The 17,038-nt window shown below is 64.5% G+C and carries 13 protein-coding genes; 4 read left to right on the plus strand and 9 right to left on the minus strand.

Annotation, left to right across the window (positions count from 1 at the left end):
- Nucleotides 1–74 precede the first annotated feature (74 nt).
- The 4 genes from M4J40_RS18475 (at nucleotide 75) to M4J40_RS18490 (ending at nucleotide 5,311) form a co-directional block, all read left to right on the plus strand.
- Entirely contained in the window at nucleotides 75–1,367 is a 1,293-nt protein-coding gene (locus M4J40_RS18475; RefSeq protein ID WP_251755884.1) for a LacI family DNA-binding transcriptional regulator, read from the plus strand.
- Nucleotides 1,336–2,823 (plus strand): hypothetical protein, encoded by a 1,488-nt coding sequence (locus M4J40_RS18480; RefSeq protein ID WP_251755885.1) that lies wholly within the window; start codon nucleotides 1,336–1,338, stop codon nucleotides 2,821–2,823. Before M4J40_RS18475 ends, M4J40_RS18480 begins: the two co-directional genes overlap by 32 nt.
- A gap of 521 nt (nucleotides 2,824–3,344) precedes the next feature.
- Nucleotides 3,345–4,289, plus strand: a complete 945-nt coding sequence (locus tag M4J40_RS18485) for a tyrosine recombinase XerC (protein ID WP_251755886.1) — start codon at nucleotides 3,345–3,347, stop codon at nucleotides 4,287–4,289.
- A 104-nt stretch (nucleotides 4,290–4,393) separates the two neighbouring features.
- Nucleotides 4,394–5,311, plus strand: coding sequence for a DMT family transporter (locus M4J40_RS18490; protein WP_251755887.1), 918 nt, complete (start codon nucleotides 4,394–4,396; stop codon nucleotides 5,309–5,311).
- Between the two features lie 4 nt (nucleotides 5,312–5,315).
- Here the strand turns inward: M4J40_RS18490 and lpdA are convergent, their stop codons facing one another.
- From lpdA to M4J40_RS18535, 9 genes are all read right to left on the minus strand, one after another.
- Nucleotides 5,316–6,704: a dihydrolipoyl dehydrogenase gene (gene lpdA, locus M4J40_RS18495; protein WP_251755888.1), complete on the minus strand. Its 1,389-nt coding sequence runs from the start codon at nucleotides 6,702–6,704 to the stop codon at nucleotides 5,316–5,318.
- A 54-nt stretch (nucleotides 6,705–6,758) separates the two neighbouring features.
- Entirely contained in the window at nucleotides 6,759–7,391 is a 633-nt protein-coding gene (locus tag M4J40_RS18500; RefSeq protein ID WP_251755889.1) for a LysE family translocator, read from the minus strand.
- A gap of 121 nt (nucleotides 7,392–7,512) precedes the next feature.
- Nucleotides 7,513–8,736: a 2-oxoglutarate dehydrogenase complex dihydrolipoyllysine-residue succinyltransferase gene (odhB, locus tag M4J40_RS18505; protein ID WP_251755890.1), complete on the minus strand. Its 1,224-nt coding sequence runs from the start codon at nucleotides 8,734–8,736 to the stop codon at nucleotides 7,513–7,515.
- 62 nt (nucleotides 8,737–8,798) lie between these two features.
- Nucleotides 8,799–11,768, minus strand: coding sequence for a 2-oxoglutarate dehydrogenase E1 component (locus tag M4J40_RS18510; RefSeq protein WP_251756071.1), 2,970 nt, complete (start codon nucleotides 11,766–11,768; stop codon nucleotides 8,799–8,801).
- Between the two features lie 135 nt (nucleotides 11,769–11,903).
- Nucleotides 11,904–12,818 carry a succinate--CoA ligase subunit alpha gene (gene sucD, locus M4J40_RS18515; RefSeq protein ID WP_251755891.1) on the minus strand — a complete coding sequence of 305 codons (915 nt, stop codon included), beginning with the start codon at nucleotides 12,816–12,818 and terminating at the stop codon, nucleotides 11,904–11,906.
- Between the two features lie 4 nt (nucleotides 12,819–12,822).
- Entirely contained in the window at nucleotides 12,823–14,019 is a 1,197-nt protein-coding gene (gene sucC / locus M4J40_RS18520) for an ADP-forming succinate--CoA ligase subunit beta (protein ID WP_251755892.1), read from the minus strand.
- Between the two features lie 115 nt (nucleotides 14,020–14,134).
- On the minus strand, nucleotides 14,135–15,097 hold the full coding sequence (gene mdh / locus M4J40_RS18525) for a malate dehydrogenase (protein WP_251755893.1): 963 nt from the start codon (nucleotides 15,095–15,097) through the stop codon (nucleotides 14,135–14,137).
- 147 nt (nucleotides 15,098–15,244) lie between these two features.
- Nucleotides 15,245–16,420, minus strand: a complete 1,176-nt coding sequence (gene zapE, locus M4J40_RS18530) for a cell division protein ZapE (RefSeq protein ID WP_251755894.1) — start codon at nucleotides 16,418–16,420, stop codon at nucleotides 15,245–15,247.
- A gap of 8 nt (nucleotides 16,421–16,428) precedes the next feature.
- On the minus strand, nucleotides 16,429–16,932 hold the full coding sequence (locus M4J40_RS18535) for a protease inhibitor Inh/omp19 family protein (RefSeq protein WP_251755895.1): 504 nt from the start codon (nucleotides 16,930–16,932) through the stop codon (nucleotides 16,429–16,431).
- Nucleotides 16,933–17,038: the final 106 nt, after the last annotated feature.

Below are 17,038 nucleotides of genomic sequence, written 5' to 3' on the forward strand. Positions count from 1 at the left end.
ATGCCTGCCGGAGCAGTTTTCTTAAGGGCGTTTACCTCAAAACCGCCGTTCGTTGAAATTGCCGCCAACATCCGTTGCTGGTCTTGCATCCACCGGCTAAATCGGATGATGAATGGACGGTCAGAAACGATAGTTACATCCACCCGGGCACAAAGGTTTTCTCGGACCTTTGTCGGCGTCGTTTTGCCTTCGGTCGTCCGGCGCGAACAGCGCGGCGCGGAAAGAATGTGATGAAAATCGGGGTTCGCGATATTGCCAGGGAGGCGGGCGTTGCGGTCAGCACCGTATCGCATGTCCTCAATGGGACCGCCTCGATTAGCCGCGAAGTGCGCGAGCGCGTTCTGGCCGTGGCGCGCGAGCTCGGCTATCTCGACCAGCGGCGCGCCAAGGCTACGATCGCCACCATGGAGCGTGTGGTCGTCGCCTTCGACCAGAGCTTTGAGACCTCGGGCGATGCCGCATTCCGCAATCGAGCCCTCTATCAGGGCCTCAAGCGGGAATGCGAGCGCCGGTCGCTCAAGACAACCGTCCATATTTCCGATGACATCGGTTTTGACGCAGGCAAGGTGGAAGAAATTGCCCGTACAGAGAAAGCCAGCGGTGTCATCTTGATGAGCAGCGGCGACCAGCTGGATCTGGGCGACCTCGTCAAGACGGGGTTGTCGATGGTGATCATGAACGGCGAGGAACGGCTTCGACGCGCCGATGCGGTGGTGCCGGCCAACAGCTTCGCCGCCGGTGTCGCGGTTCGGTACCTGATCGAGGCCGGCCACCGCAACGTACTGATGCTGGGTACAACGGGTCGCGATCATCTGGCGGGACGGCGCACCGGCTTCGTCGAAGCGATCGGAGCCCTAGGCCTTGAACTGCGCGACGCCTTTCTGGCCAAGGAGGACAGCGCGGATGCCGGCGAGGCCGCCGTAGCGGCGCGATTGGACGAAACCGGCCATCTCGGAGGCGCGACCGCCATTTTCTGCCTGTCCGATCCGCTGGCCGAAGGTGCCTTGAGAGCCCTTTCTGCGGCCGGCCTCAATGTCCCAGCCGATGTGTCGGTCATTGGTTGTGACGGCATACGGGAGGCCCGGCCGGCCGGTCTTGCAACGGTCAGCGTCGGCTATGAGTACCTTGCCGCGTCTGCCCTGGCGATCATGGAATCCCGATTGATGGTCCCCAAGACAGCCCGCTCCTGCATCCTGGTGGAGTTCGGCTCCGAGCTCATCGTGGGGACCACCGTTGGCCCGCCACCCGGCGAACGCGCACCAAGAAAAGGCGTCGGCACGGCGCCAATACGTGGCAGACGAGTTCGCCGCGGCAGCATCGGCGGGGGAGGGCCGCATGCGCGTCTTGTTCTTAATCGACCCCACTGATCTCAGGCGCTGGCAAGCCGAGGCGATCAACGGTGTGCTGGCTGCCACGGGCGGCAGCGGCGCCATTGCTGCGGCAGCCGGTCCGCCGCCTGCCAGTCTGCTCGATTTCTGTCTAGCCTTCGAGGCTCTCGCCTTTCGCCGGCCTCTCAGCGAACCGCTTGCGCGGTTATCGCCCACCGCGCTCGGTCTGCCCAACGTCGATGAAGGGGCGGATCTCATCGTCGATCTGGCCGCGGCGACCGAAATCTCTTGCGATCGGCTGCTGATCAGCGTGAGCGGAACCGGAGTGGCCGCCGGCGCCGCGGACGCGATCATGGCCGGAGAAGAGCCGTTTCTCGATCTCATCGCGGTAACGGGCGATACGCAGCGTCTGGTCGGCCGCTGGCACATCGCGGTCGAAGACCGGCGACAGCTCGGATCCGGTATGTCCATCACCACCGGCCGGGCGATCGAGATGCTGACGCTGGCAGCCGGGCACATTGCAGCCGGCGCCACCCTGCACGATCTCACGCTGCCGCTTGTCGAAGCCGACCCGCCGCCGCGTCGAGCCGGCAATCCGGGCCGCTTCGCGGCTGCGACATTCGCACGGTCGCTTGCCAATCGCCTGGAGCGTCTCGTGCGCAACCCGCCAAACTGGGCGGTGGCCTGGCGAGTCGACGAGACCGGCGAGGGCGCCCTGCCGATCATTGCCGGCTCTCCCTGGCGACGGATCGCCGATAACGGCGATCGCTTTTACGCCGACCCCTTCGTGGTGCGGCATGGCGACCGTACCGTCCTGCTGATGGAAGAGTTTCCGTTTGCAACGCAAAAGGGCATCATTTCCGCCGTGGACCTTGGCGCCGATGGCCCCGTCGGTACGCCTCGTCCGGTGATCGAGACCGAGTGCCACCTGTCCTATCCCTTCGTCTTCGAGGAAGACGATGTGCTCTACATGATCCCGGAAACGTCCGGCCAACGTCAGGTTCAGCTTTGGCGTGCGGTCGAGTTTCCGGACCGCTGGGAGCAAGTGGCTGTCCTGATCGACAACATCGACCTTGGCGACGCCACGCTTCTTCAGGCGGGCGGCCGACGCCACCTGTTCGGCACGGTGCGGCCCCACTGGGGCTCCAGTTGGGACGGACTTGCCATCTTCACGGCCGAGACGCTCACCGGGCCGTGGGTTCCATTGTTCGCCGGTCCAGCCAAGGTCGATGTCGCCTCGGCTCGGCCGGCCGGTCGGATGTTTTCGGTGGGCGGCAGCATTATCCGCCCGTTCCAGGATAGCGCCGGCGGTTATGGCGCCGGCCTCGGCTTTGCCCGCATCGATCGCCTCGATACCGGCGGCTACGCCGAGACGGCCCTTGTCGCATTGCGGCCGGCGCCTCCGCTTTCAGGCCTGCACACCTACAACCGGGGTGGCGGCTTCGAGGTCATCGACGTCATTGCAGGCGGCGAGCTGGACGTCGTCATCCCGTAGTGCCCCTGCCGACTACCAACGGTGACGGCGGGGGCCGCAGTCCATGATCTCCACCCGCTGATAGCGAACGATTCGCCCCCAGGGGTCGACGATCGGTCGGTTGACCAAGCGGGGCCGACACATCGGAGGCGGCCCCCACTGATGCCGTGATGGCCCCCAACCCGGCCGCCCCCAGCCCGGTCCGGGAGGCGGCGGCGCTCCCCAACCCCAACGCGGAGGCGGGGGTGCCATGCGCGGGCCGTCGTGGTAGCCAAAATAGAACCCGTCGGCCGCCGCGGTCGAAGCCGTGCCGGCGAGACCGGCGGCAGCGATCAATGCCACCGCCAAAGAAGCGGCAAGGGTTGTGAGAAGACGCCTGTGCAACATGGGACGGCCCTCCTTGGAGCTCAGACCCTCCGGTTTCCGGCCGGCGGGTCATCTTGAGCGTGTTTCTACGCCGTCTCCCTTGAACCAACCCTGAGGCCCACGTTCATCGGCCATTCAGCTTTTCAGCCGACAGTCCGCCGAGAAAGTCGAGGCCGATGACCGAAACCGCTCCTCTTGTCACCATGGCGCCCGATCTCGCCACTGCCGTTCTGGATTGGCAGCGCTGGCTGGCCGATTTGCGTCGCCTCAGCCCGCGCACGGTTGAAGCCTATGCGCGCGATGCCGATGACTTCGTCCGCTTCCTGACAAGCCACCTTGGCGCACCTCCCGCGATCGCCGATCTCGGACGTCTTTTGCCGGCCGACTATCGCGCCTTCCTCGCGCGTCGCCGACGCGACGGGCTCGCCGCGCCGAGTCTTGCGCGCGGCCTCTCCGGCATACGCTCGCTGATTCGATTCCTGGAAAAGCGGGGAGAAGCGACCAGCGCCGCCGTCGCCGCTGTCGCCGCGCCGAAGACGCCCCGCCGGCTACCACGACCGCTCGGCGTTGCCGACGCCCTCTCCATCGTGTCCGACGCCGGCGCTCTAGTGGAAGAGCCATGGGTCGCGGCCCGCGACGCCGCCGTGTTGGCATTGCTCTATGGAGCAGGCTTGCGCATTTCCGAGGCCCTTTCGCTGACCGCCGCCGAAGCGCCGCCGGAAGCAGGTGGCGCGATTCGCATAACCGGCAAGGGGGGCAAGACGCGCTTGGTTCCGGTGCTCCCCGCGGTCGGCCGGGCCGTGGCCACCTATGTTCGCCTCGTGCCCTTCCGCCTCGCGCCGCAAGAGCCGTTGTTCCGGGGCGTGAAGGGAGGGCCACTGTCGCCCCGCATCATCCAGCTTGCCATTCAACGCCTGCGTGGAGCCCTGGGCCTTCCCGAGACGGTGACACCACATGCGCTCCGACATTCCTTCGCCACGCATCTTCTTGGCTCTGGAGGCGATTTGCGCACCATCCAGGAACTACTTGGCCACGCCAACCTTTCGACGACGCAGGTCTATACCTCGGTCGACGCCGAGCGGCTGGTGGCCGCCTGGAAAGGCGCACATCCGCGCGCGTGAAACCGGACGCTTCCCTCGCTAGCCGACTATCCTTGGCCGACCCGATAGCTTAAGGATTGCTACTTAAGCCCAACAGTCGGGAGGCCCGTCCGGGCCGCGATTTCTTGACCGCCTCTTCTGCCCCTTCCACCGGCACACCATGGCTCGGATACGGCTTTGCCGCCCTCGGAGCAGTGCTGTTCGCCTCCAAAGGCATCCTCATCAAGCTCGCCTTTGCCGAGGGCGTGGACACGTTGACGCTGCTTGCGCTCCGGATGGGGCTGTCGGTGCCCGTCTATGTTGCCGTCGGTTTCCTGGCTCATGCGCGGGAACGCCAGCGGGTTATCCCGATGCCGACCTATGCCAAGGCGTTGCTGATCGGCGTCATCGGCTACTGGTTCTCGTCCTACGCCGACTTCAAGGGCCTCGAGACGCTGACGCCACAGTTCGAGCGTCTGATCCTCTTCACCTATCCGCTTTTCGTGCTGTTGCTTGGCGCGGCCCTGTTTCACATGCCCTTGCGCTGGAAACCACTTGCGTCCTTCGGCCTCGCCTATCTCGGCCTTGCCGTCGTCTTTCTTGCCGATTTCGAGACGGGCGGTGGCGATATCGTCGTCGGCGCCCTATGGGTGCTGGGCGCCGCCGTCACCTTCGCGCTCTATCAGTTGCTCGCCGGTGGCAGCATCGCCGCCATGGGGGCGCCACTGTTCACCTCGGTCGCCATGACCGGTGCGGCGGTGGTAATCCTGGGGCTGTTCCTGCTCACGCATCCGCTATCGGCACTTCTCGTGTCCGAGAGAGCCTTTGCGCTGGCGGTGGCGCTGGCCATCGGCGCCACCATACTGCCGAGTTTTCTGATGAGCGCGGCTCTGTCGCGCATTTCGGCCGCAGCCAACTCCACCATCGGCACGCTGTCGCCGGTGGTGACGCTGTTCCTCGCCGTCCTGATCCTGGACGAACCGCTCCGCGGCGTTGATATTCTCGGCACGGCTCTGGTGGTGGGAGGCGTCGGTCTGTTCACCGTTGTCGATCGACGCCGTTGAGCGGTCAGGCGTGAATCGCTCGCTTGTCGACGGCGAGCGCCGCTTCCTTCACCGCCTCCGACAACGTCGGATGGGCATGACAGGTACGAGCAAGATCCTCTGCGGAACCCGAGAACTCCATCAGAACAGCCGCTTCGGCGATCGCTTCTCCGGCCCCAGGGCCGACGATGTGAACTCCGAGCACGCGATCGGTTTCGGCGTGTGCCAGCACCTTGACGAAGCCGTCCGTCTTGAGGATCGACTTGGCGCGGCCATTGGCGATGTAGCTGAACTTGCCGGCCTTGTAGGGAATGCCGGCCGACTTGAGTTCTTCCTCGGTACGGCCGACGGCCGCGACCTCCGGCGAGGTGTAGACCACGGCCGGGATGACGTCGTAATTGACGTGACCCGCCTTGCCGGCCATGAGCTCCGCCACCGCGATGCCTTCGTCCTCGGCCTTGTGGGCCAGCATGGGGCCGGCGACGACATCACCGATGGCATAGATGCCCGGCACGTTCGTCTGATAGTGCCCATCGATCTCCACGCGTCCCTTGCCGTCGAGCTTGACGCCGACCTCGGCAAGACCAAGTCCTTCAGTAAAGGGCTTGCGGCCAACCGCCACCAGCACGACGTCCGCATCAATGGTTTCCGCTTCGCCACCGGCGGCGGGTTCGAAATGCACCTTGCCGCCGTCAACGCCGGTGACCTTGCGTCCGAGCTTGAAGGTGAAACCCTGACGCTCCAGAAGCTTCTGGAACGTCTTCGCCACCTCGCCGTCGAGGCCCGGAAGGATGCGGTCGAGATACTCGATCACCGTGACACGCGCACCAAGGCGCTGCCAGACCGAACCAAGCTCAAGACCGATGACCCCGGCGCCGATCACCACCAGATGCTCGGGTACTTTCTCCAGCGACAGAGCGCCGGTTGAGGAGACTACGCTCTTCTCGTCAACGGTGATGCCGGGCAAGCCCGCCACATCGGAGCCGGTGGCAATGAGGATTTTCTTCGCTTCGACGACCGACTTGTCGCCGCCTTCGGCGGTCACTTCCACCTTGCCCGCGGCAATTATGCGGCCGGTGCCGCGATGGACGGTGATCTTGTTCTTCTTGAAGAGAAAATCGATGCCCTGGACGTTGCTGCGGATGGTGGCGTCCTTGTGGCCCATCATCGCCGAGAGATCGAGCTCCGGCGCGCCGACCTTGACGCCGAGCTTGGCGAACACATGCCCCGCCTCGTGGAACATCTCGGATGCGTGCAACAGCGCCTTGGACGGGATGCATCCAACGTTCAGGCAAGTTCCGCCGTGGCTTGCGCGCTTTTCGACGACGGCGACGTTCATGCCGAGCTGGGCGGCACGGATGGCAGCCACGTAGCCGCCAGGGCCGGTACCGATGACAACGAGATCGAAGGACATGAAGGCACTCCTCTGAGGCTGCGGCGGCTTGTGTTCAGGTGCGCAACACGAAAATCACTCGGCTCGCGAGAGGGCGAGACGGACGCTGAAGGCAATGAAGACCGCGCCGGTCACGCGGTTGATCCAAAGGCCTGCCCGCGCAAAGGCATCCCTCACCCGCGGCATGGTCAGAAAGCAGGACACGGCCGAGAACCAGAGGATGAGGCAGGTGGCCATGACAAGGCCGTAACCGCCCTTGACCAGCGCGGGCGTCTGGTGGCTGACCAGCGCGGAGAACAGGGACAGGAAAAACAATATCGGCTTGGGATTGAGGGCATTGGTCAGGAAGCCGAGACCGAAGGCGCGGAGATTGCTCATGGGTACCGCAGGCTGAGTGCCGGATTCCGGCAGCGTCGGCGCGGGCGCTCGCAACGCCATGATGCCCATGTAGGCCAGATAAGCCGCACCGGCCCACTTGATCACCGAGAACAGCAGCAAGGACTGCGAGACGATCAGCCCCAGGCCGAGGATGGTGTAGGTGAGGTGGAACAGCAGCGACGTACCGACGCCGAAGGCGGTGAGAATGCCGGCCCGCCTGCCGTGAACGAGGCTCTGCCGCATGACCATGGCGGTGTCCGCGCCGGGCGCCACGATGGCAAAGGAGAAGACCGCCATGACGCTGGCCAGTTCGCCGAGATAGGGAGACATCGGCTTCCTTTCGATTATCGAACCGCTCTCATCGGCGGACGTAGGCACAACGGGTCGAGCCACCAGTCATCCTCCCTCCACTTAGGGAGGGAGGCCTGGGATCATGCGCCGTCCGCTTGAGCTAGAGATCGAGGACGAGCCGCTGCGGCTCCTCGAGGTTCTCCTTGACGCGAACGAGGAAGGTCACCGCCTCCTTGCCGTCAATGACACGGTGATCGTAGGACAGCGCCAGATACATCATCGGCCGAACTTCGATCTTGCCACCGACCACCATCGGCCTTTCCTGGATCTTGTGCATGCCAAGAATGCCCGACTGCGGCGCATTGAGGATCGGCGTCGACATCAATGAACCGTAGACGCCGCCGTTGGAGATGGTGAAGGTGCCGCCCTGCATTTCCTCGATGCGGAGGAGGCCGTCACGCGCCCGCTTGCCGTATTCGCCGATCTTCTTCTCGATACCGGCGATGGACAGCTGGTCGGCGTCGCGGACCACCGGTACGACGAGGCCCTTGTCGGTGCCGACAGCGACGCCGATGTGGTAGTAGTTCTTGTAGATAAGGTCTTCGCCGTCGATCTCGGCGTTGACGGCCGGGATCTCCTTCAGCGCCTGCACCACGGCCTTCACGAAGAAGCCCATGAAGCCGAGCTTGACGCCGTGCTTCTTCTCGAACAGCTCCTTGTAGGAGGCTCTTAGCGCCATCACGCCGGTCATGTCCACCTCGTTGAAGGTGGTGAGCATGGCGGCCGTGTTCTGCGCCTCCTTGAGGCGACGGGCGATGGTCTGGCGGAGCTTGCTCATCCGGACCCGCTCTTCACGACCGGCGTCGTCGGAGGCGACCGGCGCACGGGGCGCTGAGGGAGCGGCGGCAGCCGAGGATGAACTCTGAACGGCGGCAACGGCCGCGAGCACGTCTTCCTTCAGCACCTGTCCGCGCTTGCCAGAACCACTCTCCACGCTGGTGCCGGTTTCAGCCATGACACGAGCGGCGGCGGGTGACGGAGGCACCGGCGCGGCGGCCTTGACGGGCTCGGCCGGCTTGACGGCAGCGGCAGGTTCAGCCGGCTTGACCGGCTCGGCTGCCTTCGGCGCGGGAGCAGCCGCCTCGGAAGCCGGGCCGAGTGACCCCAGAAGGGCACCGACGCCGACGGTCTCGCCAGCCTCGACCAGAACTTCGGACAGCGTGCCGTTGGCGGGCGCCGGCACTTCGATGGTCACCTTGTCGGTTTCGAGCTCGACCAGAGGCTCTTCCGCCTTCACGGCTTCGCCTACTTTCTTGAACCAGCGGCCGATGGTGGCCTCAGTAACCGATTCGCCGAGCGTCGGGACGCGGATCTCGTTGCTCATTTGAGCTTCTCTCCAGATGCGAAAAGGGGTGGAGACGGCCGGATGGCCGCCCCGAGGACCGTTCAGCCGAGCGCTTCGTCAAGGAAGGCGGCGAGCTGGGCGAGGTGCTTGGACATCAGGCCGGTAGCGGTGGCCGCGGCCGGTGCCCGTCCGGCGTAGCGGGCGCGCGGGTTCTTGGCGCCGATCTGCTTCAGGACCCATTCGAGGTAGGGATCGATGAAGGTCCAGGAGCCCATGTTCTTGGGCTCTTCCTGACACCAGACGTGCTCGGCGTTCGGGAAGCGACCGAGTTCGTTGACCAGCGCCTTTGCCGGGAAGGGATAGAGCTGCTCGACACGCAGGAGATAGACGTCGTCAACGCCCCGCTTCTCGCGCTCCTCGAGGAGATCGTAATAGACCTTGCCCGAGCACATCACCACGCGGCGAATCTCGGCATCCGGCTTCAGACGCACGGTCACGGTCCCTGGATCCGACTCGGCGTGATCCCACAGCAGACGGTGGAACGAGGTCTCCGCCCCCATGTCGGCAAGCCTGGAGACCGCCCGCTTGTGACGCAAGAGCGACTTCGGCGTCATCAGGATCAGCGGCTTGCGGAAATCGCGCGTCAGCTGGCGCCTGAGGATATGGAAGTAGTTGGCCGGCGTCGTGCAGTTGGCGACCTGCATGTTGTCCTCGGCGCACAGCTGCAGCCAGCGCTCGAGACGAGCCGACGAGTGCTCCGGCCCCTGACCTTCGTAGCCATGCGGCAGCAGGCAGACGAGACCGGACATCCTGAGCCACTTGCGCTCGCCGCCGGAAATGAACTGGTCGAAGACGACCTGCGCACCGTTGGCGAAGTCGCCGAACTGCGCTTCCCAGAGGGTCAGCGCATTGGGACGAGACAGCGAGTAGCCGTATTCGAAGCCGAGCACCGCCTCTTCCGACAACATGGAATTGATGGCTTCGAAGGGGGCCTGCTCCGGGGACAGATTGGCGAGCGGGATATAGCGCGCCTCCGTCTCTTGATCGTAGAGCACAGCATGACGCTGGCTGAAGGTGCCGCGCTCGCAGTCCTGGCCCGACAGGCGGATCTTGTGGCCACCGAGGGCCAGAGAACCGAAAGCCAGCGCCTCGCCGAGGGCCCAGTCGATGCCTTCGCCAGTCTCGATCGCCTTCTTGCGGGTGTCGAGGAAGCGCTGGATCGTCCGGTGGGCGTTGAAGGTCGGCGGCACCGTGTTGATCTTGATGCCGATTTCCCTGAGCGTATCGATGTTGACACCGGACTGGCCGCGCCGCTGTTCGTCGAAACTGTCGGCCACCCTGAGGCCTGCCCAGGCGCCATCGAGCCAGTCGGCCTTGTTGGGCTTGTAGGCTTGCCCCGCCTCATACTCCTGATCGAGCTTCTGGCGGAAGGCGGCCTGCATGCCGATCACTTCGTCCTGGGAAACGACACCCTCGTCGATCAGCTTCTTGGCGTAGATCTGCAGTGTCGTCGCATGGCCGCGGATCTTGGAATACATGATCGGCTGGGTGAAGCCCGGCTCATCACCTTCGTTATGGCCGAAGCGGCGATAGCAAATCATGTCGACCACGACCGGCTTATGGAACTTCTGCCGGTAATCGATGGCGACCTTGGCTGCGTAGACCACGGCTTCGGGGTCGTCGCCGTTGACGTGCAGGATCGGCGCCTCGACCATCTTGGCCACGTCGGAGGGATAGGGCGACGACCGCGAGAAGTGCGGGTTGGTGGTGAAGCCGATCTGGTTGTTGACGATGAAGTGGATCGAACCGCCGACGCGGTGGCCGCGCAGCTGGCTGAGGCCGAAGCACTCGGCAACAACCCCCTGGCCGGCGAAGGCTGCGTCGCCGTGCAGCAACAAGGGGAGAACCTTGACGCGCTCGTGCAGCGGGATGATGTCGCCTTCCCAGACAGTGGCGGAAACATCCTGCTTGGCGCGGACCTTGCCGAGCACCACCGGGTTGACGATCTCGAGATGAGAGGGGTTGGGCGTCAGGCTGAGATGCACCTTGTTGCCGTCAAACTCGCGATCCGAGGAGGCACCGAGGTGGTACTTGACGTCGCCCGAGCCTTCGACGTCGTCGGGAGCGTAAGAGCCCCCCTTGAACTCGTGGAACAGGGCCCTGTGCGGCTTGGCCATCACCTGGGTCAGCACATTGAGGCGGCCGCGATGCGGCATGCCCAGCACGATCTCCTTCACGCCGAGATTGCCGCCACGCTTGATGATCTGCTCGAGCGCCGGGATCAGGCTTTCGCCACCGTCGAGGCCGAAGCGCTTGGTACCGGTATACTTGACGTCGAGGAACTTCTCGAACCCCTCGGCTTCCACCAGCTTGTTGAGAATGGCCTTTTTGCCATTATCGGTGAACTCGATCTGCTTGTCCGGACCCTCGATGCGCTCCTGGATCCAGGCCTTCTCCTCGGGAGAGGAAATGTGCATGAACTCGTAGCCGATGGTGCCGCAGTATGTGCGCTTCAGGATTTCGATCATCTGGCGCACGGTGGCGTATTCCAGCCCGAGCACGTGATCGATGAAGATCGGTCGATCCATGTCGGCTTCGGTAAAGCCGTAGCTCGCCGGGTGCAGCTCTTCATGGTCGAGCTTCTTGGCGACACCGATCGGATCGAGATCGGCGTGGAGATGGCCGCGCATGCGGTAGGCGCGGATCATCATGATGGCACGGACCGAATCGAGCGTCGCCTGCCTGAGTTCCTCGGCAGTGATGCCGGCCGGCTGCGCCTTCGCCTCGATCTTCTTTTCCAGGACCTTGCTGGCCTCGGGCCAGTTGCCGTCAAGCGCCGAAACCAGCTCACCATTGGCCTTGGGCGGCCAGTCGGTCCGCGTCCAGCTGGCACCTCGCGCGCTCTGCGCCGTCGTCGGCTCGGAGAGGGCGTCGAAGACCTCTCGCCACTCGGGATCGACCGAGGTGGGATCGGCAAGGTAGCGAGCCTCGAGCGCCTCGATATAGGCGGCATTGCCGCCATAGAGGAACGAGGTTCCGGCGAAAGCGTCGTTATCGTTCTGCCGTGCCATGTGCGTTTCGGAGCCGTCCGCTCCGTCCTCGCGTTCCGGCGACAGCACGATCGCGTCGCCGTAGGTAGATGGTGACCCCGCGGACGGCGACAATCCGCCTCCGCGAGATCCTCTCGGTCGGTGAGGCGCTGCGCCTCACCCCTTCAAACGTTCGGCCAACGTACGGCCAAGCTGTGCCGGGGACGGCGAAACGACAATGCCCGCCGCCTCCATCGCGGCGATCTTGTCCTCGGCGCCACCCTTGCCACCGGAAATCACCGCGCCAGCGTGCCCCATGGTGCGGCCGGGCGGCGCCGTGCGACCGGCAATGAAGCCGACGGTCGGCTTCATGCGGCCACGCCTGGCCTCATCCTTCAGGAACTCAGCCGCCGCCTCCTCGGCCGAGCCGCCAATTTCACCGATCATGACGATCGAGGTCGTCTCGGGGTCGGCGAGGAACATTTCCAGCACGTCGATGAACTCGGTTCCCTTCACGGGATCACCGCCAATGCCGACAGCCGTCGTCTGGCCGAGCCCCTCGTTCGTCGTCTGGAACACCGCTTCGTAGGTCAAGGTTCCCGAGCGCGACACGATACCGACCGAGCCCCGCCGGAAAATCGAGCCGGGCATGATGCCGATCTTGCATTCGCCGGGCGTCAGCACGCCGGGGCAGTTGGGACCGAGCAGACGCGACGCCGAGCGATCGAGCCGGGCCTTCACCTTCACCATGTCGAGCACGGGAATGCCCTCGGTGATCGTGACGATCAGAGGCATTTCGGCGTCAATCGCCTCGATGATCGAAGCGCCAGCCGCCTTGGGCGGCACATAAACCACCGAGGCGTTGGCCCCGGTCTTCTCGCGCGCTTCTGCGACGGTGTCGAACACCGGCAGAAGCGCCTTGCTGCCGTCGGGCAACGTGCCTTCCCAGGTGGTGCCACCCTTGCCCGGGGTGACGCCGGCAACCATCTTGGTGCCGCAGTAGCCGAGGGATTGCTCGGTGTGGAACGTGCCGGTCTTGCCGGTCAGGCCCTGGACGACGACCTTGGTGTCCTTGTTGACGAGGATGGACATCGCGTCAGGCTCCCTTCACGGCGGCGACGATCTTGCGGGCGGCATCGTCGAGGTCGTCGGCGGCGATGACGTCGAGACCGCTGTCGGCGATGATCTTCTTGCCGAGGGCGACGTTCGTTCCCTCAAGACGGACAACCAGAGGCACCTTCAGCCCAACCTCGCGCACGGCGGCGATGACGCCTTCGGCGATGACGTCACACTTCATGATGCCGCCGAAGATGTTGATCAGGATGCCCTTCACGGCCGGATCGGCGGTGATGATCTTGAAGGCAGCGGTCACTTTCTCTCGCGATGCACCGCCGCCGACATCCAGGAAGTTGGCGGGCTCTGCGCCGTAGAGCTTGATGATGTCCATGGTGGCCATGGCAAGACCGGCGCCGTTGACCATGCAGCCGATGTTGCCGGAGAGCGCCACGTAGGCGAGATCGTGCTTGTGAGCCTCGATCTCCTTCTCGTCTTCCTCGGTGAGGTCGCGCAGCGCCTCGACGTCCGGATGACGGAACAGCGCGTTGCCGTCGAAAGACACCTTGGCGTCGAGCAGACGAAGATGACCGTCCTTCAGGACGATCAGCGGATTGATCTCGAGAAGGCTCATGTCCTTGTCGACGAAGGCCCGGTATAGCAGCGGGAACAGGGTCTCGGCGTCCTTGACCGCAGCGCCCTCCAGCTTCAGAGCGGCGACGATGGCCGCAACGTCGGCGGACGTCACGCCGGCTTCCGGATCGATGGCGACGGTGACGATCTTCTCCGGCGTATCATGAGCGACGGTCTCGATGTCCATGCCGCCCTCGGTGGAAACGACGAAGGCGATGCGACCGACCGCACGATCGACCAACAGCGAGCAGTAGAGCTCGCGGGCGATGTCGGCGCCATCCTCGATGTAGAGCCGGTTCACCTGCTTGCCGGCCGGGCCGGTCTGCTTGGTAACCAGCGTCGCGCCCAGCATCTCGCGCGCAAATCCCACAACCTCATCCACCGACCGGGCCAGGCGGACACCGCCCTTGTCGCCGGCGGACGCTTCCTTGAACCGGCCCTTGCCTCGACCGCCGGCATGAATCTGGCTTTTCACGACCCAGAGCGGACCAGGGAGAGACCGGGCAGCCGTCTCCGCCTCGTCGGCGGAAAAGATAGGCACGCCAGCGGCGACGGGCGCGCCGAACCCCTTGAGCAGGGCCTTGGCCTGGTATTCGTGGATGTTCATCCGGAAGTCCTTGGCTGAGGAGTGAGAGGGCTATCTGAGTGAAAATGCGGATGGATTCGCCGGAGACGAAAAGGCCGGGTCGCCGTCTGGCGGCCCGGCCCATGTTTTCAGACGATCAAGCCAGCGCGGGAGCGATGGTCTTGCACGCTTCGATCAGACCCTTGACCGAGGCAACCGACTTCTCGAAGCCGGCCTTCTCCTCGGACGACAGTTCGAGGTCGACGATCTTCTCGACGCCACCGGCACCGATCATGGCGGGCACGCCGACATAGGTCTCGGTCACGCCGAATTCGCCCTTGAGATAGGCGGCAACCGGCAGGATGCGCTTCTTGTCCTTGAGGTAGGACTCGGCCATGGAGATGGCCGAAGCGGCCGGCGCGTAGAAGGCCGAACCGGTCTTCAGAAGAGCGACGATCTCGCCGCCCCCCTTGCGCGTGCGCTCGACGATGGCGTCCAGCTTCTCCTGGGTGGTCCAGCCCATCTTCACCAGCTCCGGAAGCGGCACGCCGCCAACGGTCGAATAGCGGATCAGCGGAACCATGTCGTCGCCGTGGCCACCGAGGGTCATGGCATGGACGTCTTCAACCGAAACGCCGAATTCGTCCGACAGGAAATAGCGGAAGCGGGCCGAGTCGAGCACGCCAGCCATGCCGACGACCATGTGGGCCGGCAGACCGGAGAACTTCTGCAGCGCCCAGACCATGGCGTCGAGCGGGTTGGTGATGCAGATCACGAAGGCCTTCGGAGCATACTTGGCGATACCGGCGCCGACCTGCTCCATGACCTTGAGATTGATGCCGAGAAGGTCGTCGCGGCTCATGCCGGGCTTGCGCGGCACGCCGGCGGTGACGATCACCACGTCGGCGCCTTCGAGCGCCTCATAGCTATTGGTGCCGGAGAGCTTGGCATTGAAGCCCTCGACAGGAGCGGTTTCCGCCAGATCCAGAGCCTTGCCCTGCGGCACGCCGTCCATGATGTCGAACAGAACGACATCGCCAAGCTCCTTCTGACCGGCCAGCAGGGCCAGAGTGCCGCCGATCTGGCCAGCACCAACGAGTGCGATCTTTTTCCGCGCCATTGATTATTACCTTTCCCTTTACGTAAAGGTTAGTTAGATCGAAATCGATCGGCATGGAATTACAATGATCGTCAGTCGCGTGCAAGCGAGACTATCGGGGAAAGTCAACTTTTCACGAAGACGATACCAGTTTGCCGACCTACTTCTTCATGCGGTAGGTGACGCTTGCGTCATGCTACCTTGGGGTGAATGTTTGACGGGTGGATTGGCCGCGCGACGCAGCCACGTTTCGGTGCGCATCTCGACAAGCCGCGAGGCCGTGCGCGCGAACTCGAAGGCTTCGTTTCCCTCCTTCGCCATGTAGAGATCTGCCGGTTCGCCATCGGCCGTCAGCACGAGCGCACGGCCTGCATCATAAAGCACATCGACCAGGGTGATGAAACGCTTGGCCTTGTTGCGCTCGCCAGGGGCGATGCGGGGCACGCCGGTCACCATGACAAGTTCGAAATGACGGGCGATCGCGCGATAGTCGGCGGCGCCGAGCGGCTGATCACAAAGCTCCACGAAGGTGAAGCGGGCGCGGCGGTCGGCGGCGCGCCGCACATGAACGAGCCGCCCCTTGACGCGCAGATCGCATCCGGCCTCACCGCCGGCCGACAGGTCCAGCCACAGGCGTTCGGCGGCAGCGTCCGTGGCCGCCCCTAGGGGGGAAAGATAGACATCGGCCGCCGAAAGTCCCTCAAGCCGATGATCGACGCCGTCCCGGAGGTGGACGATCTCGCAATGCTCTTTCAGGATGCCCACGAAAGGAAGGAAACTCTGGCGATTGAGACCGTTCCAGTAGAGACGATCGGGGGCGACATTGGAGGTCGCGACCAGGGTCAAGCCAAGATCGAAGAGCCGGCCGAACAGGCGGCCGAGAAGCATGGCGTCGGCAATATCCGTCACCGAGAACTCGTCAAAACAGAGGAGTTCCACCTCGTTCGCGAGGGACCGCGCCACGATCTCGACGGGATCCCGCTGGTCGCCGGCCGCCATGGCTCGCCTCGCCGTGGCGATGGCCTCGTGCATGTCGGCCATGAAGGCGTGAAAATGCTGCCGTCGCTTCCTGCCGACCGGCGCCACCTCGTGGAAGCGGTCCATCAGAAGCGTCTTGCCACGCCCCACACCGCCCCAGACGTACAGACCACGCACTGTCGGCGCCGCTCCCACCGGAATGAGACCGAGTAGACGACGGCGCGGGCGCGGCGTACCGAACCGCTTGAGCAGTCGATCGAAGGCTATGGCGGCCTGCCGTTGCGCGGAGTCGGCCGCCAACCGGCCAGCAGCAACCTCCCCATCGAGCCAATGGGCGATTTGGCCGACCGGTCCGTCCGCCACCATTCGGGCTATCAGCCGCGGAAGAACTGTACGCCGCGCTTGCTGACGTCGGTCAGACCGGAGTAGCGATTGGGAGCTGCGGTATAGAGACGAGCGACGACAGCGCCGGACGCATCCTTCAGCAGGATTTCCTTGCCAGCGACGTCCCAGGCGCCAATGGCCTTCAACTCGTCGGACACGCACCCACGAGTCGACGCGCGGTAGCCGCCGCTCCAGGTGGTCAGATTCATGGACAGCTGGCAGGTTTCGCCGGCCGAGGCCAGCGTCCAGCCACCGATCAGATCGGCCTTGCGTACCTCGGTAGCGGCAGCTGGATTGACGGTCGGCGCGGCCATGGCGACATCTGCCGTCGGCTGCGACATAACCGGAGCAACCGGTGCCGGCAGAGCCTGGCTCGCTACGGGATTGACGGGCTGCGGTGCCAGCGGAGCGATGCGCGGCGGAGGCGGTGCGTAGCTGCCGCAGGCAGCAAGTGCGAGGACAGAAACGACGGAGGCGGCGGCGGTGATGCGCATCAGGTGAGGCTCCCAAGGAACGAAGAGAAGGCGCCGTGGCTCCCAGCGTGATTCTCTTCATGGCGGCAGATGATAGCTGCCCCCGCCCCGGAGGGGAACCGGAGGC

This window comes from Pleomorphomonas sp. JP5, assembly GCF_023721815.1.
GTDB lineage: Bacteria > Pseudomonadota > Alphaproteobacteria > Rhizobiales > Pleomorphomonadaceae > Pleomorphomonas.